Origin of the sequence: Candidatus Protochlamydia sp. W-9 (genome assembly GCF_001950615.1) — a bacterium.
Classification (GTDB): domain Bacteria; phylum Chlamydiota; class Chlamydiia; order Chlamydiales; family Parachlamydiaceae; genus Protochlamydia; species Protochlamydia amoebophila.
This window is the reverse complement of record NZ_BCPZ01000076.1, coordinates 1-26,759: the sequence shown is the minus strand read 5'-3', so window position 1 is coordinate 26,759 and position 26,759 is coordinate 1. Positions and strand designations below refer to the sequence as shown.

Below are 26,759 nucleotides of genomic sequence, written 5' to 3'. Positions count from 1 at the left end.
TTGGTAACTCTTTATAAGATCGCCAAGTATATTTAAAAAAACTTCTTTTTAAGATAGTAATTTATCAAAAAATGAAAATAATTCAAAGGAAGATTTTGGTAAATAGACTTATTAGGAAACTTGGATTATTAAAGACAGCTAACTCCCCAACAAAATCATGAAAATTCTTTGGTTGGAGAGATTTGATACTGAAATGATGTTTTTAGGAAGATTTGATAAGTGTGCTGTTTTGATTCAAAGAATTTTTTCGAGTGTACTTTGAAGCTAAATAAATGGCAGTCAAACTTGTGAAAAAACCAGGAATCATTGGTAATAGTTCATATCGAAATAATAGAGGGTTTAAACTAGGCCATACCACAACGACGAGAGTGCCGGTGATCATTCCTGCAATTGCCCCATAACGATTTGTTTGTTTAGAATATAAACTCATCAAAACTAATGGGCCAAAAGCACTTCCAAGACCTGACCATGAATATAAAACCGTATCTAAAATTGTATTACTTTTATTGAATGCTAGTAATAAAGCGACCAAAGCTACTGTGACAACACTCATTTTAGAAACCCAAAGGATTTTTTGATCGGATGGTGTTTGTTTGTAAAAATATTTATAAAGGTCTTCGCTTAAAATAGAACCGCAAACAAGGATTTGAGAATCCATTGTTGACATATTAGCCGCAACCACAGCACATAAAATAAAGCCTGCTGTAAAAGGATTAAAAAGATCCTTTACCATTTCAACAAAAACCATTTCTGGTTTAGCTAAGCCGTTTGGAAAATAAGCAATTCCAATTAAGCCGACGATTGCTGCAGCTCCTAAAGTAACAAGTTGCCATGTCATGCCAAGCCATTTAGATTTGTGCATTTCATTGACATCTTTAATACCCATAAATTTAGTGATAATATGAGGCATCCCAAAATAACCAAGTCCCCATCCCAAGGCCAAGGAAGAAATTTTGATAAAGGAATCCAGACTACTATCACCAAACAAAGATAAAGAAACTTTTTTTTGATGAGCCATATGCGAAATGGTTTGCCAGCTATCAATCTTTGTCATTGCTATGGTAGGAACTAAAATAATCATTAGGAAAAGAAAAGCCCCTTGGAACAAATCTGTCCAAGCAACTGTTGTAAATCCCCCAATAAATGTGTAGACGACTACCACCAACATAGCAACAGATAAACCAAAGTAGTAGTTAAGACCAAATAATGATTCAAGCAAGTAACCCATTGCGATTAGACCTGCTGAAAGATAATGAGTAAGAAAAATAAGCATAATAATAGCGCTTAAAATCCTTATGTATCCAGAAGTGTCTTTAAATCTTTTCTCAAAAAATGAAGATAATGTATAGGTGTCATAGCTTTCGGTCATAGAGCGTAATTTTGGAGCTACGAATTGCCAGTTGAAAAACATTCCCAATAAAAGTCCTAGTGCAATCCAAATATAGGGAAGTCCCAATACGAAAATTGTCATAGGAAATGCCATAAAAAGCCAAGCACTCATATCACTTGCGTGAGCAGAGAGAGCCACCAGCCAGAAATTGAGTGATCGGTTGCCCATAATAAAATCAGAGGATGTTGTTTGTTTTTTATGACAAACAAGGCCAATGAGAAGAAGTAAACTAAAATAAGCAATAAATGCTAAAATGACTTGAATTTGCATAGTTACGTCTCTGTTTTATGATGTTCGCATTTCGTTATTAAAATTCTTGATGATGAAATTAAACTTTTTTGCCCGAAAATTTCTTTGCTACTTATCCCTGGATAGAGAAAATGAGTATTTTTTTAAATTTTTTGCTTCAAGGTATAAACTTTACATGATCAATTTATAGATTCATCAAGAAATAAAAACCAAAAAACCAAATAGCTCGTTCTCTTATAAAGAGTTTTGAATTAATAGGCCAGCTTTGCTATTGTGCCTTTGATCATAAAATTGGGTGATTGCGGATTAATTAAAAGAAATCAGATCATAGAATGAGCACTAAAATAACGCAGCAAATTTAATTCTTGAAAAAAGAAATTTTATCAAAAGCAAAAAGGCTAAGCTTATTTTTTAAAGAATAATAAGCTTAACCAGATAATTAGATAGGATTAGACGAGTAAATCTATTCCCCTTTGGGCTAAAATATTACCGGCTGCTAATCCACCAGCAAATGGAAATAAACTAACCCCGATGTAATTGGTAGTAAAAAAAGTTCCTAAGGCGATTGAATCTATAGCAGCTACTGTTGCAATAAGCAAACTAGTATTATTAACATAATCTGGGCCAAATTTTGTGCCATTTAAGTAAGGGTTATTTTCTTCCTTGATATACTTGTTAAACAAATATCTTACTTCAAATCGCAAGACAATTGCTAATACTGCGCCCATTATAAATAAAGAAGGTGAAAAATAAGCCGTTGCACAAGAAGCGCCTAGAAATAAAATATTATGCAAATTTTTTCTAATAAATGACTCAATCTTTTTTAAAGTATTAGATAATGAAGAAGCTATGTTATTCGTGTAAGTTCGTAATTTTGAATAAATCATATCAACACGATAATTGAATTGATGATTAATAACCGTTTTAGTACTTACATAAACATTCATATTAAACTTTACCTTTTTTTTGTTTTTAAAAAATTAGTTTTATTTTAATTTATTTATGTTTTAATTATAATTTTAGTTTTAATTTATTAATTTATTATAAAATAATTGAAAAATTTTGTTGTTGTTTATATTGTTTGCTCTTTGAGTTAGTGTGAGATAAACTAAATTTTTAAAAATAAACTATTCCCTATGCGAGTTTTTAAGAGATATTAATAGATAATAATATTCTCTTTTTTTCTCCTTTATGATACTGATATGAATCAGTAAATATAAAATTTAAATTGGTTAGGAAAGAAAATGGAAAAAGCAAAGCTAATTATTATTGGATCTGGGCCCGCAGGATATACAGCTGCTATTTATGCTGCTCGAGCTAATTTAGAGCCTATTTTATTTGAAGGATTTTTTACAGGTGCTGCAGGGGGCCAATTGATGACAACAACTGAGGTAGAAAATTTTCCTGGCTTCCCTGATGGAATTACAGGACCCGAGCTAGTCGATCGTTTTCGACAACAGGCCATTCGTTTTGGAACAACTATAATTAGTGAGGATGTAGACTCTGTTGATTTTCAAGTTTACCCTTTTATTATTAAAGGTAAGAAATCGCATTATCAAGCTAGTTCTGTTATTGTCTCTACTGGAGCTACAGCAAAACGTTTACCCATTCCAGGCGCAGGTGATGATGAATTTTGGCAAAAAGGTGTGACAGCTTGTGCTGTCTGTGATGGGGCGGCTCCTATTTTTCGCAATCGCCCTTTATTTGTCATAGGTGGAGGAGATTCAGCCATTGAAGAAGCCACATTTTTGACAAAGTTTGGAAGTCGTGTTTTTATTGTTCATCGAAGAGATACATTACGAGCTTCTAAAATCATGCAGGAAAGAGCCTTTAATAACCCTAAAATTGAAATGATTTGGAATTCAGAAGTTATTCAAGTAAAGGGAGACCAAATCGTAAAAAATCTTGTGATTAGAAATGTTAAAACAGGACAGGAAAAAGAATATGAAGCAGCAGGACTTTTTTTCGCGATTGGACATAATCCAAATACTGAGTTTCTAAAAAATCAATTGGAATTACATTCGAATGGTTACTTAAAAGTTTTCAAAGGAACACAAACAAGCATTAAAGGAGTATTTGCAGCAGGAGATGTTCAAGATTTTGAATATCGACAAGCTATTACTGCTGCAGGTAGTGGTTGTATGGCAGCCTTGGATGCTGAAAGATGGCTCGCTGAAAAAGGATTAGACAATTAATGTTTTTCAGAAAAAATTGGAAATGGTTATTTTTTGTTTATTTATTACCAGTTCTAGGCTGGGCTTATGAAGATCAGCCTTGGATAGGCAATTATCTTGAATTTGAATGGACCTCTTCCCTTCAATTTCAATGCTACAAAGATTTATCGTGTAAATCTAACTCAAAACCTTACCTTTCTCGCGATATTTTTCTTTATACGCAATTTGCTCTTGCCGCCACTCCTCAGCTATCTTTAAATTTAGGAGCTATGGCTGCCCGGACAAATAAACAGGCGGGTAGTATCGATCACTTAGAATTTAATGGACGTTATATCTTTTTGGATGATGTAATTGGAGATCCTGTGACATTAACCTTAGGAATCAACCTTGTTCATGCGTTTCCCTGGAGTCTGCGAGATCCAAGTTCTTTTCATCATGGCAAAAATGAAGGGGAGTTGTTTATTTCTATGGGTAAAGAATGGGCAGAAAAAGATCAATGGTTTTCTAGGCTATGGGCTAAAGTAGGGCTTGGAAGTGCACTAAATGATTCTGCTTGGATCCGTTTAAAGATTGCTTTTGCTCAAAGGATTAAACTTTATCACGAATTAGAAATTTTCTCGCGAACTCTTTGTGGTTTTGGGAGGCGCTCCTTAAATTTACGTCATTTTCATGGATATGGCTCTATTGATCATCAATCTGTTGATTTAGGACTGCGATACACTTATCTTATTGATTTTATAGGAAATTTGTCTGTAGAATATGCAAAACGTGTTTATTCCCAAAATTTTCCATCAAAAGCAAATCAAATTCAATTGACGTTCTTTTATCCTTTTGGATTGTAGACCCTTTACGCGGAATTTTGTCTTTTTCAGATCAATAAAAAGACCTGAAGAATAAAATTCGGGATCAATTAAGAAGACCAAACAGCAAATGCTGTTGCGTAATGATGGCAGTGACTAATCGAGATAAGAAGTTTAGGGGAAGAAAATAACTGAGTTAAAAGAGGAGAAATAGAAACGTAAGGTTTTCCATTTGCATCATTAAGGATTTCGACATCTAGCCAAGAAATACCTTGGCTAAAACCTGTCCCCAAAGCTTTGACCACCGCTTCTTTAGCGGCAAATCGACCGGCAAGATGCAGAGCGGGCATTTTACGATTTAAACAATATATTTGTTCATTTTTGGTAAAAACTCGATTTAAAAAGCGTTGTCCATACTTTTTAATATTTGCTTGAATTCGCTCAATCTCAATAATATCGTTGCCAATTCCTAAAGTCATGTTAACAATGGGGTAAGGTTTTTGTTTGATAAAACCAGCGTTTCATTTGACGTATGAAGAGATCAACTTAAATAAAAAGAGGTTACTATTTTTAGAAGCTAATCCCTTCAAAATTTTTTTTTAATTTTAGTCTCAAACTATATTAGTAAGTTAAATAACTTTTATGGCTTTCTAATTCAGCAAGGGAAGGTGTAAAATCTTGTTCCATCATTAAACTGGCTTCTTCTGATGCGTTACAGAAAATCATACGACCGGAAGTAGTGTGTTTAACAGACAAAACGTGTCCTTTGATTGTTTCTCCTATGAATTCTGCTCCGCCGTTAACAACTACCATTGTTCCGTCTTCAAGATAACCAACACCTTGACGAGCTTCTTTTCCATATCTTTGAATTTTAATGTTGATGACTTCGCCTGCTTGGGTAATGGGTTTTAAAGCGTTAGACAGCATATGAATATTAATAATTCGAACGCCTTCAACTGAAGATTGTTGGATGCGATTAAGATCAGAGGTGATGATGTTGGTATCTAAAAATCTGGCTAAATGAATAAGTTTTGTCATCGGATCTTTAATTTCGACAAAATCTGTATCGACATAACGTAGATCTAAATCTGGCAGGCTTTCTAATTTTTTAATTACTTCAAGTGATCGACGAGCTCTTGCTTTGATATTTTCTTCCGTGCTCTCAGCTTGAGTATATAGATCCTTAATCGCAAAGCGAGGAACAATGAGTTGATGATCTAACAATCCCGAAGAGGCAAGATCAATGATGCGAGGATCCATTAAAACCGATATATCCACAAGAACGTCTTTTTTCTTATGACTAAGAGCTTTAAACTCAATAAAGGGGATACTAACATGGATTTCTTCAGAGGCTCTTGCTGTCATTGTCATTCCCACATAACAGCAGAAAAGATAAACAAGAAAACGTGTCGGTAGTAAAAATGCTTCGGTAGAGTCAATATTCATCATTCCGGTGAAAAGAAACAAAATTGCTTGTGCCATTAAATAGCCAAAAAACAAGCCTAAAATAGACGTATTAAAAGATCTGAGGTTAAAGCGATTAAAAATAAAATCTAAGGCAATTAAAATTCCTGCGATACCTATTCCACCAAGCATGCCAACAGTTGTATTGATTAAATTAAATCCTCCCTCAAGATTTTGAATAGCAAAAGTCGTAGAAAATAATAAGCATATAGTGAGGAATAAAATTCGGATAAAAGAGAGAGAAATACTCATATTTTTAATTATATCCTATGTATTTGAATTTTTTGTATGTATCATTAAATTAAGGGAAATTTGGCTAGAAACGAATGTTTGCAAACAAAAGTTTTGTATCTTTTTATGATCTCCAATACAGTTATTTAGGTGATATAAAACGAATTTCCTGGTTAAAATTAATGCTTGGATGAATTTATGTGTAATTAACTATAAAAAATGGGAGCTAAGCTTATGGTATAAATTTAGAAAACCCCTACTTTCAAAAGCCTGGTTCTTTTAACGTAAACGTAACACAATCTTAACTAAATCTTCTTTTAATGTACATCAATTATAAAACTTATGTGATTGAAGGAAATTTTTGATAAAAAAAATATTGTTGATTTGAGGATACTTTTTAGAGGCTGTTTCTTTGAAAATCTTAACAAAATTTGTTACTTCACAATGAGAAACGATGTCCTGGTTAAGCAGGAATTAGATGGACATCTCGCTTTAGATCATTTATAAGTCTTGTCAAAAAAATAATTTGCTTAATTTACATTTGTTTACAACTTTTTGAGAGGTATTATGTTAAAAGTCACTCATACAACAATGATTGTAGTATCAGGGCTGGTTTGGTTAATCGTCGGCTGCGTGCTTCTTCCTTTAGGATTAAATTTTGTGGTAGAGTCTATTTTAAAAGAGAATTTAGTGGTCATAAATCGCCCACTTTTAGATCCTTTGATGAAATGGGTGGGAGGGGCTGATCAAGCAGTCTTATTTTTGATAGCAATTTCTTTATGGATTGGATTTATTAAAGGGCGATTTGTTTTTGCGAAAACGGTGCAAAACAGCGTGAATCGAATTCTTTTGCTTCCTAATCCTGTTAGTATTAAACAAATCTATACAAAAAAGTATTACTTGCTTTTAGGTTCAATGATTTTTTTAGGTTTTTTAATGAAATACACTCCAATGGATATAAGAGGAGCTGTTGATATTATTATCGGATCTGCACTAATCCAAGGAGGAATGCTATATTTTAGAAAAGCATTCGCTATTCGCAGCCACAAGGTTTTTTGAATTTAAATAGAAAAAATTTTCTCTCATCTGTTCAATCATCGCCACAAATAGACTAATAAATGCGTCATAAAATATTTGTGGCGTTTTGTCTCAGGCCTGATAACTATTTAAATTTTTAACGTTTATTGATAAGTGAGATAAATATGATTTAAAAAACAAATCAAATCTTACAAGCTCGATCGAGATGAAACTTTAAACAAAGATAATCAGAGTGAATGGCGATTTTTGCCGCTTTTTCTACTGTTATTAATAGTTACCTCTGCTTATAAAATAATGAAATAGTAAAAAAAGCTTGTCGTTGCTAGTAGAGCGACATTTAAAGCATTTTTTACTATTTCATTTCCTTATTTCTCCGTTCAACAATCGGAGCTAATCGTATGAATAATTCCATAGACATTTGCGAGATTGCCGGCTCGTGTTAAAATAAATTCTCAATAATTGATAAATTTTTTTTAGGTATTTCAAATGATACCGGTACACTTTAAATACTTTATGGTCAGATATTTGGGAATTTTTCTACAACTCCTTCCCTCTGCCAATTCGGATTGGCAGCTTTAACCATAATATTTGAAACTTCCTTTGTTAAATCTTCTTATTTAAGACAAGTTTTTAAATAGTTATTAGCTTTTCTACCCATCTTGGATTTTGTTGAAGGGTTAGAAAATTGTTGAACTGTTTTTGATAAAAATAACAATTAAAATTTATTAAATTAATTAATTTAATTGATTTTTAAGAATAGATTTAGCCTCGAATTCTTTAAATTTTAATAAAATTTAAAGAATCCTTATAAATGATTCAAGTTCATTTTAATTATTTATGATATTGCGAATTTTTAAGAATCTCTGTGGCGCGATAAATTTGCTCAATTAAAATAAGGCGAGTAATTTGATGGGTAAATGTTAAAAGAGATAGACTAATGAGTATAGAATGTTGTTTCAACTCTAAAGGTAAACCCTCTGCACCACCTATCACAATGGTCAATCGCGATCCTCCTTGTTCCCAACATTTACTGAAAAAAGTAGCAAATGCTTCGCTTGTCAACAAACGTCCAGTAGGATCTAAACAAATGATCAGAGATTCTTTTTGAGTCCATTCAAACAATTGGTAAGAATCTTTAGCCCACAGACATTCGATTTGTAAATTTGCTTTCAGTCTTTTTTGATATTCATTAAAAGCATCTTCTAGCCATTTTTCTTTTGTTTTTCCTACGGATAAAATTCGTAGTTTAAGCATAAACTTCCATTGTTTGGCGTTGAATTCATTTTTCCCATATTTCCTAAAAAATAAAAAAAAATTCCAGATAAATACAAACCAAATTTAGTTTAGTACTGTTGTTGTTTAAGTGCTTGTTGCATTTGACGTTTGTCATCTCGTTCTTTAAGATCGGCACGTTTATCGAAAGATTTTTTCCCTTTTGCAATAGCTATGCGAACTTTAATGCGCCCCTGTTTGAGATATAAAGCTAAGGGGATTAATGCAAGGCCTTTTTCTTGTATGGCTCCTTTACATTTTTTGATCTCTCTTTTGTGCATGAGCAGTTTGCGATCTCTTTTTTCTTCATGGTTATGAATATTGCCAAAACGATAATGAGCAATGTTACATCCAATAAGCCAAAGTTCATTGTGAATTACTTTTACATAGGCATCTTGCAAAGTTGCTCCATGATCTCGAATAGATTTAATTTCTGTCCCTTGTAAAACAATACCAGTTTCAAATGTTTCTAAAATTTCATAATCATGAGTGGCCCGTCGGTTTGAAACCAGGTCACTGTGTTTATCTTTCATATTAGTTAATCATCGGGTGTTAAATGAAGTTATAGTCGTTTCTGCCTAAGCAAAGTTAAATATAGAAGTAAATTTTAAAGAATTAAAGATATAAGTCACACGATTTTTTTGATAGTAAGCTATTCTTTTAAGTTCAGCTATTGTTAACGAATTAAAACGACTGTTATTTCTGATATTTAGTTATAAAAAGGGAGGGTAAAAATTTTTTTATCAACATCTATATAATCGAGAAATTTAGGATCAGTTGTGGTTAAAAAAACCTGTCCAACAGATTGCAATTGTTCAACCAATCTATCTTTTCTATTTGAATCTAAACTCATTCCTATATCATCAATCATAAATAAAGGGAAATCGCCATCTCCTCTTTGATGTAATCGACTCCACTCTGCGAAATGCAAAGCATTCACGCAGCTCCTTTGTTGTCCTTCACTTGCAAAATAACGAATATCTCGCCCTCCAATCGCGACAAATAAGTCATCTTTATGAGGGCCACTTAAGGTATAGCCAATCTGCATCTCTCTTTGCCTATTTTTACAGAGTTGTTTAACAAGAAGCTTTTTAATTTCATCGATTGACAAATTGCTATTTGCGATCGATCGATATTCAAGCGTTAAAAGGTCATTTTCCCCCGACAATAAATGATAATACTTTTGAGCAAGGTTTTGTAAATGAGTAATTGTTTGGTACCTTTGTTGAATTAAATAAGCCGCTGAATGTGTCATCTCTTGTTCCCAGCTATCAATCGATATTTGTTGTTTCATTTTAAGGAGATGATTGCGTTGCTTGAGAGCTCGTCCATAACGATTTAAATGGTGAACATAAAGAGGGTCGACTTGTGCAATTTGAATGTCTAAAAATTGACGTCTTAGCTGAGGTGAACCTTTGACTAATTGAACATCATCAGGAGTGATGATAACCCCTGGAATGAGGCCTAACAAATTTGATAGGGTGGCTAAAGGGGTACTGTTATAAATGATTTTACGATCGGTAGTATGAAAGCCAAATTTAAGTGTTTGCTCGATTCCATGTTTGTAAAATTGAGCTTCTAAGAAAAAAGATTCAAATTGTTGCTGAATTAAATCAGGATAATGAGAAGTTCTAAAAGAACGCCCAATCATTAAGCAATGGATAGCTTCTAAAAGAGTTGTTTTACCTTTAGCATTGGGCCCACAAATTAAATTGAATTGAGGACTAAATTCCAAATAAGCTTCTTCATAATTGCGAAAATGTTGCAAGTACAGAGAGCGAAGGGTCATAATTCTATTTAATCTTCTGACAAGCGCATCGGCATAATTACAAAAAGAGGAGAAGCGTCTAACGAATTCGCTAATTCTGCGCTGTCTGTAATGATACCAGGATTGTAGGCATCTGTAAGTCCCATGATGACTGTTTCTCCTTTGCAATGTCTTAAGATATCAATAAAAAAACCTGGATTAAAGGCTATTTCGAGCTTCGGACCATCATAATTGACGGGCATGCTGACATTACCTTCTCCAATGTCCATTGTGTTTGCTGTTAGTTTCAATTCTCCCGGAATAAAAGTAAATCGAACAGAGTGGTTATGGTCTGCTGTAAAAAGAGAAATTTGTCGAAGCAAGCTTGATAACTCTTCTCGATGAAGGGTGACAATAATTTCTGATTTTTCTGGAATCACTCGGTTGACATCAGGATAATCACCCGACAGGAGCTTGGTTAAAATTCGCATTTGATTGGCTTCAATAGCCATTTTATCTGCCATTAATGAAATTTTAACTTCTCCCTCATCTGTTAAATTTTTAAGAATTTCGTCTACTGCTTTAATTGGAATAATGGCTTGCCCGCTGAAAGAGGGATCATTATCTATTACGCCTCTTGCTCGAGCTAATCGCTTTCCATCTGTTCCAATGAAAGTGATACTTCCATTAGCAATTTGTATAAAGACACCGGTTAACACATAGCGATTATCTTCTTTTGAAACAGCAAAAGAGGTACGATAAAGCAAATCTTTTAATTCACTTTGTTTCATCTCAAATGTATGAGATTGAGAAAGATCAGGTAGTGATGGATAGTCTGTTTTACTCATGCCATTTAATTTGAAACGTGAACTACCAGCGATAATGGTTGTAATTTCATTGGTATTAGTAGAGATCTCTACATTGACTGCTGTTAATTCTCGAACTAATTGAGAAAGGCGCTTAGCTGGAAGTGTCGTAGATCCTTCTTCGAAAATTTTAGCTTCAGTGTGACAGTGAATACCCACTGTCAAGTCAGTAGCAGTTAAAATTAATTCATCATTATAAGCTTCGATAAGAAAATTAGATAGAATAGGAATTGTCGGTTTTTGAGCAACAACATTTAGGATTTTGCTAATGAGATAGTTAAGTTCTTGAGTGGAGATAGCAAATTTCATAATCTCAATCCTCTTTATTTCTGATAAGTTTGGTGACTGAAGATACGAGATTACTTGCTCTGTGTCAAGGATCTTTTTCCCTTCCATCCTACATAGCGCAAATTTACGTATGTGCTAATTTCAAAATTAGATTTTTTGTTGGCTACATACGCAAAAAGTTAATTGTGGTTAGTTTTTAGTGGATAAACTGATGTCCAAATGCAGTGACAGTAAAACAGACTTGATTTTGATGTATTCCTGTTGAAACAATCCCTAGTTGGAAAAGAGTTTTGGTAATCACTTCCCGAATAAAATTAAGCTCTTCCGATTGGTAAACGGGAAGAGCATATTTCCATTTTTTTCCTTTGTTAACAAGATTGATAGGTCCACGATCTCCCATAGGGCCCATAAAACTTTTAATGAAATCTTCCAAATAAACCCAATCATGATATTTGAATTGCTTAAGATATTTTTCAATTAAACGAAAATTACGTGGATTCCAATAAATTGATAAATCGTCTGCTTCGAAAGGTTGGCTTAACCAATCCCAAGCAAGTGAAGTCATTTGCGCAATGGGAGGTCTTTTTAACCATAGCATTCCTTTTTCAGTTGCAACCACCATATCTTGAATTTTTTTTAGGAAACCAAAATAAACGAGTTTATCAATTAGTGATTTAAATTCTGTTGAATTAGATAAATAATTCATTGATAGAAGATGTAGTTCTTTTTTACTTTTACAATTAGAAAGAATAGTTTCAACTTCTTTGATATATCCAAATTCTGTAGAAAGTGTATGTTGAATTGTTGACTTATCAGCAATTGCTTTTGGTGTATTCTGAGCTTTAACGAGAAGGTATTCATGGTATTCATGAAAAGGAGTAACAATTTCTTCCCAGTACTCACCAACTTTTTTATATCTTAAACAACAAACAAAGTAGTATTCGAGTAGTAAAAGATTCTCTTCGAATTTTTCTCTAGAGAGCTTATATTTATCAATAAGAGCGACCGCGGTTATAGTAAAATCTGGCGCTTCGTAAACATCTTTCATTATTTCTTTTAAAATAGGATCTTCAAATTGAAGATCTCCTAAATATTCTCGATACATTTTGGGTGTTTGAAAGTATTTTTCAATAATAGAAGAAAAGATGTGATCTGAGCTTCTAGGAATAGCATACCAAACAGGGAGAACGTGAATAGGAACTTTATTAAGAAGGCTTTGCAAAAATTCTAGATTAGGTTCAAAATCTTCTTCAAATTTTTCTAATTGAATTTCAAAATACTTTCGCACTTCTTTATCAACAATTAAAGTCAACTCATTTCGTTTGAACAATTTCGTTGCACTAAGTTTATCTAGGTGCGAAATCAGTATAGGTGAAGAAATTTCTAATTCTTCTGCTAACTCTTTAATAGAGATCTTCAGGGAAGAGTGAAGGATTTCTTGCAAGATTTTGACTTCTAGAATACTTAAATGTGAAAGTAATAAACGATTTTCGATATCTCTTTTGTAAGGATAATCACTTAACACAATTTTAGTTTTACGCCCTATTGGAGGCATATTCATTGGCACACCTATTTTAACAAAAAATTACTGAAGTTTCGGGGGATGTTTAAAAATTTCATTCCCATGAATCACAAGATTATTGATTGAAATTATTGATTTGAAAAGATGGAACAAAAAATAAATTGCATGTTACATATACTTTATCGCTATTAAGGATTTTTAATCAAATTATAAAGGTTTAAAAAATAAATAAAAAAAATAATTGCATTGAATTTTGTTTTTAATTTATAGATGAAATAATAATAAAATTAAGCAAAAAATTTTTTTTGAAATAGGGTGAGACTAATATCAAGATTGCATGAATGTTTGGAAAGAATGCGATTTTAGGGAAAAAGTGAAGTAAGGCAAGGGGCTTTATTTCTGTTTTTAAATAGCTTAAATGAAATAAATGAGAACAAAATGAATCATCCAAATCACGATAATCAAAAACCTGTTTCTTCCAAAAGGCAACACAACGAAATTGATCAATTGGCAGAGTTTATTTTAGATAGTTTAGAAGAATTTCATCAATCAGAATGGGAACCTTTTGAAGTGTATGCAAAAAACTTACGTTCTCATATTTATGCAGATCAACGTGTTTTTCGCCAGCAATTTACTAGAGGTTATGAATCCCTTTTAGAAGTTTTAAGTCATCGTCATTCTAGTTAATCTAAATCGACGAAAAATTGTTACTTAAACTGCGAGTATGGCTTAGCCATACCTTTCAAAAATAAATAATTACAGACTTTGTTGAGCCTGTAACTTAGAGCTTCTCTCTACTCAATGTTTTTACTGAAAATTTGAAAATGGCTTTTGAAATTTGAAGTTTATAATTCTTTTTTAACATACATTGATTGTTACCCAGAATTTAAAGATTTTATTTGGGATTAGAAGAGGCTCGAATTAACATCCAATAAGCTAAGGAAGGGATTTGCGATTGCATTTTTTTTACCCATTGTTCTGCTTCTTCTTTAGAATCAAATAACATCATGACTTTTGCAAGTGCATCTGCAGTTAAACAATCGTTTGCGACTAAACTGGCGCTAGCAATAGACCCTGTACGAATTTTTAATGGGGAGAGTGTTAAAGGATTAAAAATATGACAGTAAGTTTGTAATTCGTTGTTACTTATGACTGTCCAGTATTGGAAATAATCTCCGCTCGTGGCAATTGCTTGATTGTTGAGGGATAAAAAGGCAATCGCATCTTTAGGATCGGTACTATCGAGATGACTGATATAAATATTCCAGGGCCTTTTTGCAGGATGGCGGCCTGATGTCCGAATGTCTCCTCCCCATTCTACATAAAGATTGGGAAATCCAGCTTCATTTAAGCGAGAAATTAACAAATCAATAGCAAAACCTTTAGCAATTCCCCCTAGGTCAAGTTCTGTCAAAGAATTTTCTTTAAAAAAGAGTCCTTTTTCAAAATGAATCTTATTCCACCCAATAGAGGGTTTAATGAGAGCTATTTCATCTGGAGAGGGAAGCTGTTGAGAGTTTAGTTTTTCTTTCCAAAGTTTTTGCAACGGCTCTATCGTTGGATCAAAAAGCCCTTCAGATAAAATTACCAGTGTATCAATTTGCTTAAATAATTGAAATAATTGAGGAGAAAGAGGAATAGTTTGATAGGCTTTTAAAGAATTCAACCGAGAAATTTCAGATTGGGGATTCCATTTATTGTAGATGGTATCAATTTCTTCAAATGTCGAATCGATGATCGTTTGAATACGAATTTTGTCTACCTTTGAAACAGAATTCCCCACTAGGATGCGGTATTGTACTGTCATGACGACATCTTGAAAAATGGTTACAACTTCAGATTGAGAAGTTTGACAACCTTCCATCAAAAGAAAACTAAAACTCATCCAAATAAGAATAAATAAAGAGCGAAATTTGGCAGTAAAAGTTTGCAAGGAGCAAATATAAGTAAATAAATGGATTGTATTCACAAGTTTAAATTCTGCGATTTCGAATAGCTTAATAGAGTATTATATAAAAGCATAGCGATTGTCATTGGTCCTACACCTCCGGGTACTGGTGTGATAAAAGCACACTTGGGAGCTACATTAACAAAATCGACATCTCCTACAATTTGGTAACCATTTTTTTTGGAAGAATCATGAATTTTATTAATACCTACATCGACAATAATGACCCCCTCTTTGACCATATCTGCTGTAATCAATTTAGGTTGGCCTATGGCTACGATAATAAGGTCCGCTTGTAAACAGAGTTCTTTGAGATTTTTGGTATATCGATGAGCTACTGTAACGGTTGCATTTCCTCCAGGATATGATTGCATTAACAAAGCTGCCATTGGTTTACCCACAATATTGCTTCGTCCAATAATCAGAGCATGTTTCCCACAGACTTCAATGCCAGTGCGTTCTAACAATGTTTTAATGCCGAAAGGAGTGCAGGGTAAAAAACCATCTAATTCGCCAATCAGCATTTTCCCAACATTGAGAGGATGAAAACCATCGACATCTTTTTGAGGATTAATATGGTAATTAACCCGATTAGAGTTGATGTGAGGAGGTAGAGGAAGTTGAACAAGAATTCCATCAATTTGGGGATCGGTGTTGAGCTTTTCGACTTCTCGAATTAATTCTTCTTCAGAAATCGTGAAAGGTAATTCACACTTGATAGAAGCAATACCAACCGCTTTACAAGCTGCAGTTTTACGATTGACATAGATTTGAGAGGCAGGATGGCTACCCACAATTAAAACAGCTAAGCAAGGAGGGCGATAGAGAGATTGTTGGATAAGTTCTTTGATTTCCAGTTGAATTTCTTCTGCTATTCGCTTTCCATCAATAATCATTTCATTTCCTCGTTTCTTTTCAAGTAGATTATTATAGCAAGTTTTTATTAACCTCAAAAGAGTCGAAGTTAAATTTTAATGCTTTATTTATCTCGTGAAAAAATAATTAAAATTTTTGTTTTTCTTGCTTAAAATAATTGAGTCATTTAGAGATTATAGATATTCAAAATTTCCTAGAAATTCTTCATAAATTTGTTTGAATTCCAAAATTTTATATTGAATGTTGTAATTTTCTAGTCAATTTAATGTAAAAAAACCACAATAAGAAAAAATAAGCCAGCTGATACAAATAAGACAAGCGAGCATCAATGAAAGCGCTTTAAATAAGGCACCTATCAATGAAATTCTAAAGTTTGAATGTAAGGAGAATTAACATGAAGCAAATTATTTCGTATGTCTATTGTACAATTGCGTTAAGTTGCTTTCAGCTCATTGGTGCTACCGAGCATGCGGATTTAGATGTCGAGTCACCAGTATGTACTAAGCAGGAGTTGATGGCTTATTTTCCCCAGATCCTTGTCAGAAAAATTTTACTTAAATCTAATATTCAGGAGCAGCAAGCTAGGGCAATTGCAGAAGAGCTGGCTCAAAAAGGGCAAGAATTAGAGAAAATTGTGGCCGAAAAAGCTTCTAAACTAGATCCGAATCCTTTTAAAGATCTTAGTCAACGGGATGTTGCTATTAAAATTTATCGAGAAACTCTTTATGAGATTTTTGCGAAAGTTTTAAAAAATCACGGCATTACTGATGGAAATCAAATTCAAATTCTTTTAGATAAGATGCAATTAGCTAAAAGTAAAATGTTTATAGATTGCATTCGCAAAGAACAATCTTCTGCCAAAAAGGTTTTGGAACATGAAACTTCACCACCTTCATAATTTCTTTTTAAGTCGCAATTGTTCAAAATATTCTAATCGTTTTTTAAGCTCGCGTTCAAACCCTCTTTCGACAGGCTCATAGAAACGTTGCTTTTCTAAGCTGTCAGGAAAATAGTTTTGTCCGGAAAATGCTTCTGGTAAATCAGGATCATATTGATAGTCTTTTCCATAACCTAAGTTTTTCATCATTTTAGTTGGCGCGTTGAGAATTGTTAAAGGAGGGTTTAAATAGCTTGTTTTAGAAGCGCTTTCTTTTGCCATTCCAAAAGCGCGATAGACTGCATTACTTTTGGGAGCTAAAGCAAGGTAAATGACGACTTCTGCGAGGGCAAGTTCTCCTTCAGGAGAACCTAACATTTCATAAGCATCTTTTGCTGCAATTGCTAAGGGAAGGGCTTGCGGGTCACTCAATCCAATATCCTCAACTGCCATGCGAATCAAACGTCTGGCTAAAAAAAGAGGTTCTTCACCACCTTCTAACATTCTCGTGAACCAATAAATAGCGGCATTTGGATCAGATCCCCTCACAGACTTATGCAATGCTGAAATGAGATTATAATGTTGATCCCCACTTTTATCAAAAAGGGGAGAGCGTTTTTGCAAAATTTTTTCAAGTAAAGGGATATCTAAAATTTGCTTTGAGGCATATCTTAAATTTTCTATTAAGTTATATAGATAACGACCATCGCCTTGCGCACAAGTAATTAACCAATGACGAGCTTCTGCAGTTAGATGCAATGGTGCGAATTGTTTTTCATAGCGTTCTAAAAGTTGCTCGAGACTAAATCCATCTAAGGGATAAATCGGCAAGACTCGGAGCCGAGACAATAAAGCTCCATTTAAATAAAAAGAAGGATTTTCAGTGGTAGCTCCAATTAAAATAATCGTTCCATTTTCAACAAAAGGAAGAAAAGCATCTTGTTGAGATTTATTAAACCGATGTATTTCATCAACGAATAAAAGAGTTCCTTTGTGAAAAAGAGGTTGATTTTGTGCTTCTTTAATCGTTTTTTTTAAATCCGCCACACCGCTAAATATCGCGCTCATCGAAATAAATTGCATATTGAATGCTTGCGCATAAAGGCGAGCAATAGAGGTTTTACCGCAGCCTGGTGGCCCCCATAAAATAACTGATAAGGGTATTTGAGATTCAATCGTTTTAGTGATTAACCCGTTTTCTCCTAAAATGTGGTCCTGCCCGACAATATCATTTAAGTTTTTAGGCCGTAGCTGTTCAGCGAGAGGTAGAACTTTTTTTATCATTTGTTCTCTCTTTGTAAAATCACTTTATTTCTTCTAAAAACCTGTCTTTTGGGTAAAAAAAGAGAAGGTAAGCTAAAAACCAAGAGAGCATAAATGCCATCACAAATCGGCATCCAAATTAAATCGTTTTTTACCCAAGCACCCGTTAACTTGAGTCCATGACCAAACATAAAAAACAATGTGACATGGATGACAACAAATAAAATACTAAACAAGCTTGTCAAAATGGATACGGTATATAATCCATCTTCAAAAAAATGACGTTTAAAATAGTATAAGAGTTCGATGGTTAACATATAATTTAAGGCGTAAAATCCTAATCTCATTTGAAAAGAGAGTAAATCTACAAATAAACCACAAAGAAAAGCGAGCCATAAACAATCGATCTTTTCTCTTTTATAGATGGCTATAACTAGAAATGGAGCGAAATATAAGAGGGGAAGGTGCGGTAATAAAATAGGTAAAATAAGTGTTAGGCTCAATGTATAAAAAAATAATAAACTTAGACGACCCATGATTGTTTTTATAAAAAGCTAAATATAGAGACTAAAGTTAATAACGCTTAGTAGCAAGTATTTTTGAGTAAAAAAAACAAAGATCAAATTAATAAGCACCTTTAGAGAATAACATAGTAGGGATGGTTTTGGCAATCAACTTTAGATCTAAAACCATTGAGCGGTGGTCTACATAATACTCATCTAATAAAATTCGTTTTTGATAACAATTAATATCACTTCTACCGGAGACTTGCCAGGGGCCTGTTAATCCAGGTCTAATGGATAAAATTTTATAAGCTTTTAAACCTAAATATTTATCCACTTCAGCTTGCACGATTGGACGAGGACCTACGACGCTCAAATCTCCTTTTAGGACATTCCAAAATTGAGGAAGTTCATCAAGAGATGTTTTTCGTAAAAAAATTCCTATAGAAGTAATTCGAGGATCGTTTTTTAATTTAAAGCAGTTGTCCCATTCTTTCTTAAGATGAGAATCTTTATTTAAAATGTCTTTTAATCGCTTGTCTGCGTCCTGATACATGGTGCGAAATTTATAACATTGGAAAGACTTCCCTCCGCGACCAATTCTCTCGTGAGAATAAATGATTTTTCCAGGAGACGTTAGCCAAACAGCCAAAGCAATGGTTAAAAAAATAGGCACTCCCAGTAGTAAGCAAAAAACACTAAAGGTAATATCAAAAATTCTTTTAAGTGGATAATGTCTAATTTGATAGGAGTGCGCAGAGCTTACCGAATTCATAAAAACATTTTCCTTATACTATTTATCTAAAAAAACTACCTATTCGCAACCATCAAGGACTATAATAATTATTTTTTCATTGGTCTATAATAGTATCAATTTTAAAATAATCGTCAATTTATAAAAATTCAGAAAAAATACCAAATCACTTAAAAAATTGATTGAAATCAGTCAATAATGACGATGAATAATAAAGTCAGCTAAATGTATTAGAAAAGAATTATCATAGGGAAGTAGTTTTAAAGCATTAATGGCCTTTTGATAAAAATTTAAAGCGTATGCTTTGGCTTGTTCTATTCCAAGTAAGGATACATAAGTCGACTTATCTTTTAAGATGTCAGACCCAATTTTTCGTCCATGTTTGGCTTCGCTTGATGTGATATCAAGGATATCATCAGTGATTTGAAAAGCCAGCCCAATATTTTCACCAAATTCTCGGATATGAGTGAGCTGTTCTTCTGTTGCATTTGCTAAAATTCCTCCGAATTCAACAGATGCTGTAATCAAAGCAGCTGTTTTATTACGATGAAGTAACCGAAGGGTTTCAAGATTAATTTTTTGTCCCTCGCTAGCTAAATCCAAGGCTTGCCCACCAATCATTCCATCGTATCCGCTTTGTCTGGATAAAATAGTAATAAGTTTAACTTTTTTTTCAGATGTCAAATATTTATCGGTCGCTAAAAGTTCAAATGCATATGTTAAAAGAAAGTCTCCTGTTAAAACGGCGTGGCCTTCTGAATATTGGCGATGAACAGTCAGTTTTCCTCTTCGATAATCATCATTATCCATGCAAGGTAAGTCATCATGAATAAGAGAATAAGTATGGATAAGTTCTAATGTGCAAGCAGGAGATAAAGCTTCTTGAATATCTCCGTGAAGTGTCTGAACAGTTGTCAAAGCTAAAATTGGACGTAGCCTTTTTCCTCCACTTAAAAGAGCATAACGAGCAGCTTCAATTAAATTTTGGTGAGGGCCGTGACGTTTGGAGACGAGTTGATCCAGGCGTTTTTCAATAAGCTGACTTTGTGTTTGTAAATAATTGGCAACATCAATCATACATCGCCACCTATATTTCCAACTTGAAGTGAGAGATCTTCTGCGTACGCTGCAGATCGTCCAATACTAAAATAATCGAAACCCTTACGTGCCATTTCCTCCGGATGATATTGATTACGTCCATCAAAAAAAGCTTTTCCTTTCATGCGTTTTAAAAGTAGTGGAAAATCGAGGAATCGAAACTGCTTCCACTCTGTCATTAAAATTAAGCCGTCTGCTTGATCAGCTACTTCGAGTTCTGTTTGGCACCATGTAATGCAAGTATGAGCTGAAAGTATTCGTTGAGCTTTCGGAATAGCGATTGGATCATAAACTTTTAATAGAGCTTCTTCTGCAATGAGATCTTTAATTAAAGTTAAAGAGGAAGCTTCTCGCATGTCATCTGTATCGGGCTTGAATGAAAGGCCTAAAATTCCGAAGGTTTTTCCTTTAAGTCCTCCCTGATCGGCAAAGTAATTTTTAACTTTTTGTCCTACGATATGTTTTTGGTGTTGGTTAATCTCATCCACTGCCGTTAATAAAGAAAGAGGATGGCCCAATTCTTTTGCTTGAGTAATTAGTGCTTTTACATCTTTTGGCAGGCATGATCCACCATAACCTGCACCAGGATATAAAAATTTATGTCCAATTCGATCGTCAGCCCCCATTGCCTTACGAACCCACCCAATATTCGCCCCCACATTTTCACATAAACTTGCCATTTCATTCATAAAGGAAATACGTGTCGCTAACATGGCATTAGCCGCATATTTTGCTAGTTCTGCCGATAAGATATCCATTTCCAGTAAGCGTTCATGATTAAGCATAAAAGGAGAATATAACTCACGCATGATTTTGGCTGAACGAGCGTGATCCGATCCTACAATGATTCGGTCAGGTTTCATAAAATCTTGAACGGCATTTCCTTCTTTTAAAAATTCAGGGTTAGAAACGACATCAAACTCCACATGACAATTTCTGTTTTCTAAAGCATTTTGAATGATAGCAGAAACTCGATGCGTTGTTCCAACAGGAACTGTAGATTTCGTTACAATAATACAATAATGATTGATAAACTCTCCCAGCGTTTTTGCAACACATTCAACTTGAGAAGTATCAGCTCCCCCTTGCGGCGTTGTAGGTGTATCAACAGCAATAAAGCAAATATTAGCGAGAGGAACTGAAGAGGAGTAATTGGTTGTAAAAGTCAAACGCTTAGATTTTATGTTGCGTTTTACCATTTCATCCAACCCAGGCTCATAAATAGGGATCATGCCTAGTTTCAATTGTTCAATTTTTTCCTTATTAATATCCAAACAAGTGACATAATAACCCATTTCGGAAAAACAAGTGGCCGTCACCAACCCTACATATCCTACGCCAATAATAAGAAGATTCATACATGTCCTTTCTTTCGAATAAAGTAACTATTATACTGACTTAACGTTTTTGCTGCATGCTTATAGTTTTTAAAACAGCGTATTTATTTAAAAGTTGTTTATTTTTGAATAAATACGTTTTCGATCAGAGAAAAAAATAGATGAAAGGTTTCTGAATTTCATCTAGAAAAATTAATAGCAAATTGGCATGAAATATGTATTATTTATTGTTATCGTTTATTATTTTATTATGATTTTTAATTTTATTTATCTGTTAGTTGTTTGTTGATGATCAATAGTTAATTATGATAAAATAAAAATTAGAAATTAATAAATAGGTTTATATATGATTGTTTCCAATTGGCAGCCTCCTTTTCGAAATACTTCTTCTATTTCAGATAATTCGCCACCCCCTTCAGAGGTTTACAAAGGGGGAAAAATAGGGGGACATAGAACTTCAGATTTGACAGGTGATGATTCAACGATTTCGTTGGTTGCGACACCAAAAATACAAGGGCCACCCGATACCTCATTTGAAATAAGCGATTTCAGTGTGACATTAGCTCCCATAGATCAGGATGTGGTTACAAGAATTAATCAAGCTGTTACCCCACTTGTTACTCCACAAGATGGAATCATTGATGGCAATTTGCCAGATACCTCTTCTTCGTTGGTAGATGATGATGACCCTATTCAAGATTTAGAAGATGCTTCTAGGACGATTGGAACTGATAACTCTGATATAGTGATTGAATCTGATGTTGAAAGTGATATCGAATTACAGTTTACCCAAACAGCTCCCTTGCAGGCAGGGGAAACATATAAAATCGAAGATATGGGAGTTAATACAAATATTAATGTTCCCCCTCAGCGGATGTTAACAGATGCAATTGCTAAAGCAAAACAAGTTGCTGGTTTTGAGAATGCGACTGTTAAGATTAAATCAAGTTTAGATGAAAAACTTAAAGAAGCGGAAAGAAATAATATTATTCCTAATTATAAAGTTGAACGTTATGTCAATGACCATGGGGTAGGACTTTTTAAAGTTAGCGTTGATTATGTAGTTGAATTAAAGACTGAAACTGATCCTCCTGAAAAAATGCATTTAAAGTTGACAAGAGAGTTTTTCTCTAATGCAAATAACGAGAATGAAGCGCTTTTAGCTGTTTATCATGTTTCAAGATCTATTCAAAAAGGAGCTATTGATGGAAAAATAGAGACTGAAACTACAAGCTTTAATTTGACTTATGCACGCGATCCAGAATCTCACAAAGTGGTTGGGGTAGAACGTGTCATGGCTGGTGAAGTTGATGTAACTCAATCCCTCAAGAAAAAATATACAAGAGAAATGGGAGAAGATGGAACAATCGCGTTAAAACGAGCTAAACGAGAAAAGGCGGAAGTATCCAAAGAAAGTCGGTTATTAAATGCTAACGTGTCAGTGGCCAATTTGACTTCTATAGAAGTAATAAAAAAAATGAAAGGTGGTGTAAACGCTTATATTAAAATACAACAGAACGAAATGAATTCATTTGAAGTTAGAATAAATAGTCTTCAAAAAGAAATTGAACAACATGAATTAGTGCAAGGGATAATAGCACAAGACAAAAAGAAGTTTGAGACTTTACTTGAGGAATTGAAAAAGGGGGAAGCTGATTTGAGCGGTCTTGAATTACCAGTAGTTGTGATTAATTACTTATCCAGTAAACAAGCTCTTATTCAATTGAAAGATAAAGGCTCAAGCACGTCAGAAGCAGAAATTTATTACAATCAACAGAGAAATCTGTTTTTTGAAGAATTTAAAGCATTATTTAGGCAACTTGACAGTTTCCAAAATATTCAAAGAAAACTGCAATCTAAACAAATAGAACTCCAACAGATTAAAGTCAATTTGCGAAACCAATCTGGTGTGGATGAAAGTATTATTGCAAAACAAGAACAACAAATGGATGCATTATTACACAAAGTTGATCAAGCAATCAAAACGAACAACCAATTATTATTTGTTCAAAAACAATTAGGGCATTTGATGAAAAAAGAAGAAACGCCTTATGCTGATAGACTTGAAAGTTCCTCAGTACCCACAGCTTCCACATCTGAAACTTCTACATTAGGTACTCTATCAAACGGTATGCCTGATGTAATTGTTGCATCCGACGACGGTGCATTTGGTGCTGTTTCTGTTATGCCGATGAATGAATGAATTTATTAGGAGTTTAGCAAAGAGTTCAAAAGCAGGCAAAAGTTTAAACTAAGTGGGATATTGATCCTTAAAATTTATTTTCTCAGTTCATTTATATAAGGGGATTAACTAAATTTCTTTTAAATTTTTTAAGGGCAGTGCTATTAATTTTATTGTTTGTAAAAATCTAAAATAGATTTTTCTTTAGCTGGATGAGTCGTCGTCCTGTGTAAGTTAAAAAAACTCCTCCATTTCTTTTTTTATCAAACTTATCCATCTTCTAATTTGTCAAAAAATACCCTAATAATTATTATTTTAACGTTAATTGCTGAATAATTTCATTTTTTTATCCAGCAGTTATTTTGAGAAAAATATAAGAAGAAACAGTTTGATAGACTTTGGCCTTAATTTGAATCATTTCTATTGGATTTAAGGTAAAATGAAATTTTTTAGATTTAAAAACTTAGGTTGGGGGATTCTAGCCTTTGCTTCTATAGGATTAATCAGTTATTTTCTAATTTTAGAAGATGAACTGGATTCCAGGAATCTCACTTCACATGCTCGTTATGAATTTAAATGGGAAATCGCAGCGATTCCTAAAGAGCTTGCTAAGATTGATAAAATTCTAGAACAACCTTTCTCTTACTTAGGCGAAGGTGGACAATCTTATGTTTTCTCTAGCGAAGATCAAAAATATGTATTGAAATTTTTTAAATTTAAACGCTTCAAACCAAGTTATTTAGTAAAAAAACTTCCCAACTCTTATCCATTCAAAAATTATAGAGATAAACATATTGCTAAAAAAAAGCAAAAATTAATGAGGGTTTTGAAGGGACATAAACTAGCTTACGATTTCCTTAAACGAGAGAGCGGGTTAATATTCATTCAACTCAACCCCTCAAACCTCTCTAAATGGATTACTTTAGTCGATAAAGGTAATCAAAAAAGAAAACTAAATTTAGAAACTGTTTCTTACATCCTTCAAGAAAAAGGTGAAATATTAAGCCAAGTTTTAACTTATCTCCTTAATCAAGGTAACTTATCAATCGCAAAACAACGCGTCGACCAAGTCTTAGGTCTATATCTTTCTGAATATCAAAAAGGGATTTATGATTTAGATTATGGAATTATGCATAACATCGGCTGCCGAGAAAATAATGTTTTTCACTTAGATGTTGGGAAATTGATCGTCGATGAGCGGATGAAACAACCAGAATTTTATCAAAAAAATATTGTTAAAGTAGCTTCAAAACTCCAGAAATGGTTTTCTTCCAAGTATCCTCAATACTCTCGAGAGTTGATAGATCATCTAGAAAAAAAACTATCATTGATTTTAGATCAAAAATTCACTTTTTCTCAATCGACAGGTAACGTAGAATAATGATTCTGAAGAAAGTATTGATCGGATTAACATTTGTTTGCTTCATTTTCATTGGTTGGTACAATTTGCCAGCGAAATTCATAGAAGAATCTAAAAATGTTTTTGAGTCTTCTATCTATAAACAATATAAAATCAAATTAAGACATTACGTTCTAACTCATCCTTTATATAAGCGTGTTCAACAAGCAACAGCAACAAATTACAATACAGATATCCGATCACTTTTGGAAGAGATTGAAAAAACTTTTGAAAAAGCGGAGGAACTTCGATCTTCTCACGAATTATTTCTAAGGAAAATTAGGCAATTAGCCCAATTTTCTGGGCATGACAGGGAAGAGGAACAAAATTCTAAAAAATTTTTCGAAGACTTTGTCAATTGTTTATTTTTACATGTTAATTTACAACCAGAAATGGAAGCGTTTCTTTATCATTTTATTAATCCTCCTCAACGCGATCTTTATTCTTATTTAGTAGAAACTCAAAAAGAATTGTATAATCATCCCCAATTTCGCAGTATTCAGCACGAAGCGCCTTTTGAAGATCAATTTCTCCAAGGAAATCTTCCTGCCTTTATTACTTTGGTTAAAGAGACAAGGTTAATTCGCCTAGGACAACCGATTTGTCAATCACGCGGTTTTTGGTCAACACCTCAAATTTCACCAGAATTCTTATTTTTTTTACAAAATCAACCTCATCACTTCTATGTGAATTTGATGAAAAGAAAAGGAAGAGAAGGAGCTTTGACGAAAGCCTTGGAGAGGTTAGAAGATAAGAGAGAAAATTTATCAGTTATCACGCTTGATAAAAATTCCTCTTTTTATTGGCAACATGCATCTGATTATCCTGAAATTTTTGATAGTGAAGAGTTTAAAGAAATTTTTTTAAATAAAATGTGTGGAATCGAAAGCCATTATTTTTGGTCAAAACATTTAGAACCTGGGAACTGGAAAGAAACATTGCAGGAAATTTTAAACCATGTCCATTTTGTCATATTTAAAAACGTTCGTCTTTTGAATCGGCAAGAAAGGCAAGATTTTATTGAAATTACTTATCTTGCTATTTTAAATTCTCTTCAAGAGAAGTGGAAACCTTCATCAATGAATATCACTTGCAAGCAGGGAATGGATCGTGGCCCCTCATTAATGGTGTTATGGATGCTATATAACGAGTTAATCGAAAATAATGAGAAGTTAACAAACTTACTTTTAACGCCTCCTTTAATCATTCGAAATCGCTCTAGTCATCGTTCGAGATTAGATCGATTTGTCTCCGCGGCTAAAAGATTAAAGTTGAAATTAAATGAGATAAATTAAAAATAAAGTTTTTGTCTTTTTAGAAAAAGCCACAAACATAAATTATAGTAACCTGAATTTTGGGTTTTTAGGCAGCCATTAACAATAAGCGATGCTGCTCTGCTAAGTTTATCGATGGCTTTTTAGGTTGGTGAGTATAAGCAACAATCCCAGCTAATAGATTAATTAAAAAATTTCCGGCATTTC

Annotated in this window: 24 protein-coding genes and 1 pseudogene; 8 read left to right on the top strand and 17 right to left on the bottom strand. The window is 33.5% G+C overall.

The features are described from left to right. Positions 1–202 precede the first annotated feature (202 nt). Both BU804_RS02035 and BU804_RS02030 read right to left on the bottom strand, forming a co-directional pair. The gene (locus tag BU804_RS02035; RefSeq protein ID WP_075882782.1) at positions 203–1,660 is read right to left on the bottom strand and encodes a sodium/proline symporter; all 1,458 of its coding nucleotides are present in this window, start codon (positions 1,658–1,660) and stop codon (positions 203–205) included. A 428-nt stretch (positions 1,661–2,088) separates the two neighbouring features. Further along, a complete protein-coding gene (locus tag BU804_RS02030) occupies positions 2,089–2,586 on the bottom strand; it encodes a hypothetical protein (protein ID WP_075882781.1) in 498 nt (165 codons plus the stop codon). A 297-nt stretch (positions 2,587–2,883) separates the two neighbouring features. Here BU804_RS02030 and trxB point away from each other — a divergent pair, with 297 nt between their 5' ends. Continuing rightward, complete coding sequence (gene trxB, locus BU804_RS02025) at positions 2,884–3,834, top strand: thioredoxin-disulfide reductase (protein ID WP_011176258.1); 951 nt, start codon at positions 2,884–2,886, stop codon at positions 3,832–3,834. Further along, on the top strand, positions 3,834–4,655 hold the full coding sequence (locus BU804_RS02020; RefSeq protein ID WP_075882780.1) for a hypothetical protein: 822 nt from the start codon (positions 3,834–3,836) through the stop codon (positions 4,653–4,655). Before trxB ends, BU804_RS02020 begins: the two co-directional genes overlap by 1 nt. A gap of 68 nt (positions 4,656–4,723) precedes the next feature. Here the strand turns inward: BU804_RS02020 and acpS are convergent, their stop codons facing one another. Then, positions 4,724–5,092, bottom strand: a complete 369-nt coding sequence (gene acpS / locus BU804_RS02015; RefSeq protein WP_075882779.1) for a holo-ACP synthase — start codon at positions 5,090–5,092, stop codon at positions 4,724–4,726. A gap of 142 nt (positions 5,093–5,234) precedes the next feature. After that, positions 5,235–6,329 carry a PIN/TRAM domain-containing protein gene (locus tag BU804_RS02010; RefSeq protein WP_075882778.1) on the bottom strand — a complete coding sequence of 365 codons (1,095 nt, stop codon included), beginning with the start codon at positions 6,327–6,329 and terminating at the stop codon, positions 5,235–5,237. 546 nt (positions 6,330–6,875) lie between these two features. Here BU804_RS02010 and BU804_RS02005 point away from each other — a divergent pair. Next, positions 6,876–7,367, top strand: coding sequence for a hypothetical protein (locus BU804_RS02005; RefSeq protein ID WP_075882777.1), 492 nt, complete (start codon positions 6,876–6,878; stop codon positions 7,365–7,367). Positions 7,368–8,177: 810 nt separating this feature from the next. Here BU804_RS02005 and BU804_RS02000 read toward each other — a convergent pair. The 5 genes from BU804_RS02000 to BU804_RS01980 form a co-directional block, all read right to left on the bottom strand. Continuing rightward, positions 8,178–8,600 (bottom strand): 23S rRNA (pseudouridine(1915)-N(3))-methyltransferase RlmH, encoded by a 423-nt coding sequence (locus BU804_RS02000; RefSeq protein ID WP_075882776.1) that lies wholly within the window; start codon positions 8,598–8,600, stop codon positions 8,178–8,180. A gap of 89 nt (positions 8,601–8,689) precedes the next feature. Beyond that, the gene (smpB, locus tag BU804_RS01995) at positions 8,690–9,151 is read right to left on the bottom strand and encodes an SsrA-binding protein SmpB (RefSeq protein WP_011176252.1); all 462 of its coding nucleotides are present in this window, start codon (positions 9,149–9,151) and stop codon (positions 8,690–8,692) included. Between the two features lie 176 nt (positions 9,152–9,327). Further along, complete coding sequence (gene recF / locus BU804_RS01990; RefSeq protein ID WP_075882775.1) at positions 9,328–10,407, bottom strand: DNA replication/repair protein RecF; 1,080 nt, start codon at positions 10,405–10,407, stop codon at positions 9,328–9,330. Positions 10,408–10,415: 8 nt separating this feature from the next. Beyond that, positions 10,416–11,540: a DNA polymerase III subunit beta gene (gene dnaN / locus BU804_RS01985; RefSeq protein ID WP_075882774.1), complete on the bottom strand. Its 1,125-nt coding sequence runs from the start codon at positions 11,538–11,540 to the stop codon at positions 10,416–10,418. A 175-nt stretch (positions 11,541–11,715) separates the two neighbouring features. After that, positions 11,716–13,080 carry a hypothetical protein gene (locus BU804_RS01980; protein ID WP_075882773.1) on the bottom strand — a complete coding sequence of 455 codons (1,365 nt, stop codon included), beginning with the start codon at positions 13,078–13,080 and terminating at the stop codon, positions 11,716–11,718. Between the two features lie 399 nt (positions 13,081–13,479). Between BU804_RS01980 and BU804_RS01975 the strand changes: the two genes are divergently transcribed. Continuing rightward, positions 13,480–13,728: a hypothetical protein gene (locus BU804_RS01975; RefSeq protein ID WP_075882772.1), complete on the top strand. Its 249-nt coding sequence runs from the start codon at positions 13,480–13,482 to the stop codon at positions 13,726–13,728. Between the two features lie 208 nt (positions 13,729–13,936). On the opposite strand, the gene BU804_RS01970 is transcribed toward BU804_RS01975, so the two are convergent. Together BU804_RS01970 and folD are read right to left on the bottom strand one after the other, a co-directional pair. Further along, the gene (locus BU804_RS01970; protein WP_079988562.1) at positions 13,937–15,010 is read right to left on the bottom strand and encodes an FAD:protein FMN transferase; all 1,074 of its coding nucleotides are present in this window, start codon (positions 15,008–15,010) and stop codon (positions 13,937–13,939) included. Continuing rightward, positions 15,007–15,885, bottom strand: a complete 879-nt coding sequence (gene folD / locus BU804_RS01965) for a bifunctional methylenetetrahydrofolate dehydrogenase/methenyltetrahydrofolate cyclohydrolase FolD (protein ID WP_075882771.1) — start codon at positions 15,883–15,885, stop codon at positions 15,007–15,009. Before folD ends, BU804_RS01970 begins: the two co-directional genes overlap by 4 nt. Positions 15,886–16,259: 374 nt before the next feature. Between folD and BU804_RS01960 the strand changes: the two genes are divergently transcribed. Next, positions 16,260–16,763, top strand: a complete 504-nt coding sequence (locus BU804_RS01960; protein WP_052236402.1) for a hypothetical protein — start codon at positions 16,260–16,262, stop codon at positions 16,761–16,763. Here BU804_RS01960 and BU804_RS01955 read toward each other — a convergent pair. The 5 genes from BU804_RS01955 to BU804_RS01935 form a co-directional block, all read right to left on the bottom strand. Next, positions 16,758–18,026: a replication-associated recombination protein A gene (locus BU804_RS01955; RefSeq protein ID WP_075882770.1), complete on the bottom strand. Its 1,269-nt coding sequence runs from the start codon at positions 18,024–18,026 to the stop codon at positions 16,758–16,760. The genes BU804_RS01960 and BU804_RS01955 overlap by 6 nt on opposite strands. Beyond that, on the bottom strand, positions 18,023–18,541 hold the full coding sequence (locus BU804_RS01950) for a hypothetical protein (protein ID WP_075882769.1): 519 nt from the start codon (positions 18,539–18,541) through the stop codon (positions 18,023–18,025). The genes BU804_RS01955 and BU804_RS01950 overlap by 4 nt, the downstream gene beginning before the upstream one ends. Positions 18,542–18,629: 88 nt before the next feature. Next, the gene (locus BU804_RS01945) at positions 18,630–19,283 is read right to left on the bottom strand and encodes a sugar transferase (protein WP_075882768.1); all 654 of its coding nucleotides are present in this window, start codon (positions 19,281–19,283) and stop codon (positions 18,630–18,632) included. A 171-nt stretch (positions 19,284–19,454) separates the two neighbouring features. Then, positions 19,455–20,339, bottom strand: a complete 885-nt coding sequence (locus tag BU804_RS01940) for a polyprenyl synthetase family protein (protein ID WP_075882767.1) — start codon at positions 20,337–20,339, stop codon at positions 19,455–19,457. Then, the gene (locus BU804_RS01935; protein ID WP_075882766.1) at positions 20,336–21,718 is read right to left on the bottom strand and encodes a UDP-glucose dehydrogenase family protein; all 1,383 of its coding nucleotides are present in this window, start codon (positions 21,716–21,718) and stop codon (positions 20,336–20,338) included. Before BU804_RS01935 ends, BU804_RS01940 begins: the two co-directional genes overlap by 4 nt. A 325-nt stretch (positions 21,719–22,043) precedes the next feature. Here BU804_RS01935 and BU804_RS01930 point away from each other — a divergent pair, with 325 nt between their 5' ends. From BU804_RS01930 to BU804_RS01920, 3 genes are all read left to right on the top strand, one after another. Next, positions 22,044–23,900 (top strand): hypothetical protein, encoded by a 1,857-nt coding sequence (locus BU804_RS01930; protein ID WP_075882765.1) that lies wholly within the window; start codon positions 22,044–22,046, stop codon positions 23,898–23,900. 418 nt (positions 23,901–24,318) lie between these two features. Further along, on the top strand, positions 24,319–25,260 hold the full coding sequence (locus tag BU804_RS01925; RefSeq protein WP_075882764.1) for a hypothetical protein: 942 nt from the start codon (positions 24,319–24,321) through the stop codon (positions 25,258–25,260). Next, positions 25,260–26,573, top strand: a complete 1,314-nt coding sequence (locus BU804_RS01920; RefSeq protein ID WP_075882763.1) for a hypothetical protein — start codon at positions 25,260–25,262, stop codon at positions 26,571–26,573. The genes BU804_RS01925 and BU804_RS01920 overlap by 1 nt, the downstream gene beginning before the upstream one ends. Positions 26,574–26,640: 67 nt before the next feature. On the opposite strand, the pseudogene BU804_RS11815 reads toward BU804_RS01920, so the two are convergent. Beyond that, a pseudogene (locus BU804_RS11815) lies at positions 26,641–26,759 on the bottom strand (IS982 family transposase); the annotation flags it as partial.

What these genes read in the sequence shown, in the direction of transcription:
- BU804_RS02035 (WP_075882782.1), bottom strand. Translation starts at nt 1,660, where the DNA reads ATGCAAATTCAAGTCATTTTAGCATTTATTGCTTATTTTAGTTTACTT.
- BU804_RS02030 (WP_075882781.1), bottom strand. Translation starts at nt 2,586, where the DNA reads ATGAATGTTTATGTAAGTACTAAAACGGTTATTAATCATCAATTCAAT.
- trxB (WP_011176258.1), top strand. Translation starts at nt 2,884, where the DNA reads ATGGAAAAAGCAAAGCTAATTATTATTGGATCTGGGCCCGCAGGATAT.
- BU804_RS02020 (WP_075882780.1), top strand. Translation starts at nt 3,834, where the DNA reads ATGTTTTTCAGAAAAAATTGGAAATGGTTATTTTTTGTTTATTTATTA.
- acpS (WP_075882779.1), bottom strand. Translation starts at nt 5,092, where the DNA reads ATGACTTTAGGAATTGGCAACGATATTATTGAGATTGAGCGAATTCAA.
- BU804_RS02010 (WP_075882778.1), bottom strand. Translation starts at nt 6,329, where the DNA reads ATGAGTATTTCTCTCTCTTTTATCCGAATTTTATTCCTCACTATATGC.
- BU804_RS02005 (WP_075882777.1), top strand. Translation starts at nt 6,876, where the DNA reads ATGTTAAAAGTCACTCATACAACAATGATTGTAGTATCAGGGCTGGTT.
- BU804_RS02000 (WP_075882776.1), bottom strand. Translation starts at nt 8,600, where the DNA reads ATGCTTAAACTACGAATTTTATCCGTAGGAAAAACAAAAGAAAAATGG.
- smpB (WP_011176252.1), bottom strand. Translation starts at nt 9,151, where the DNA reads ATGAAAGATAAACACAGTGACCTGGTTTCAAACCGACGGGCCACTCAT.
- recF (WP_075882775.1), bottom strand. Translation starts at nt 10,407, where the DNA reads ATGACCCTTCGCTCTCTGTACTTGCAACATTTTCGCAATTATGAAGAA.
- dnaN (WP_075882774.1), bottom strand. Translation starts at nt 11,540, where the DNA reads ATGAAATTTGCTATCTCCACTCAAGAACTTAACTATCTCATTAGCAAA.
- BU804_RS01980 (WP_075882773.1), bottom strand. Translation starts at nt 13,080, where the DNA reads ATGAATATGCCTCCAATAGGGCGTAAAACTAAAATTGTGTTAAGTGAT.
- BU804_RS01975 (WP_075882772.1), top strand. Translation starts at nt 13,480, where the DNA reads ATGAATCATCCAAATCACGATAATCAAAAACCTGTTTCTTCCAAAAGG.
- folD (WP_075882771.1), bottom strand. Translation starts at nt 15,885, where the DNA reads ATGATTATTGATGGAAAGCGAATAGCAGAAGAAATTCAACTGGAAATC.
- BU804_RS01960 (WP_052236402.1), top strand. Translation starts at nt 16,260, where the DNA reads ATGAAGCAAATTATTTCGTATGTCTATTGTACAATTGCGTTAAGTTGC.
- BU804_RS01955 (WP_075882770.1), bottom strand. Translation starts at nt 18,026, where the DNA reads ATGATAAAAAAAGTTCTACCTCTCGCTGAACAGCTACGGCCTAAAAAC.
- BU804_RS01950 (WP_075882769.1), bottom strand. Translation starts at nt 18,541, where the DNA reads ATGGGTCGTCTAAGTTTATTATTTTTTTATACATTGAGCCTAACACTT.
- BU804_RS01945 (WP_075882768.1), bottom strand. Translation starts at nt 19,283, where the DNA reads ATGAATTCGGTAAGCTCTGCGCACTCCTATCAAATTAGACATTATCCA.
- BU804_RS01940 (WP_075882767.1), bottom strand. Translation starts at nt 20,339, where the DNA reads ATGATTGATGTTGCCAATTATTTACAAACACAAAGTCAGCTTATTGAA.
- BU804_RS01935 (WP_075882766.1), bottom strand. Translation starts at nt 21,718, where the DNA reads ATGAATCTTCTTATTATTGGCGTAGGATATGTAGGGTTGGTGACGGCC.
- BU804_RS01930 (WP_075882765.1), top strand. Translation starts at nt 22,044, where the DNA reads ATGATTGTTTCCAATTGGCAGCCTCCTTTTCGAAATACTTCTTCTATT.
- BU804_RS01925 (WP_075882764.1), top strand. Translation starts at nt 24,319, where the DNA reads ATGAAATTTTTTAGATTTAAAAACTTAGGTTGGGGGATTCTAGCCTTT.
- BU804_RS01920 (WP_075882763.1), top strand. Translation starts at nt 25,260, where the DNA reads ATGATTCTGAAGAAAGTATTGATCGGATTAACATTTGTTTGCTTCATT.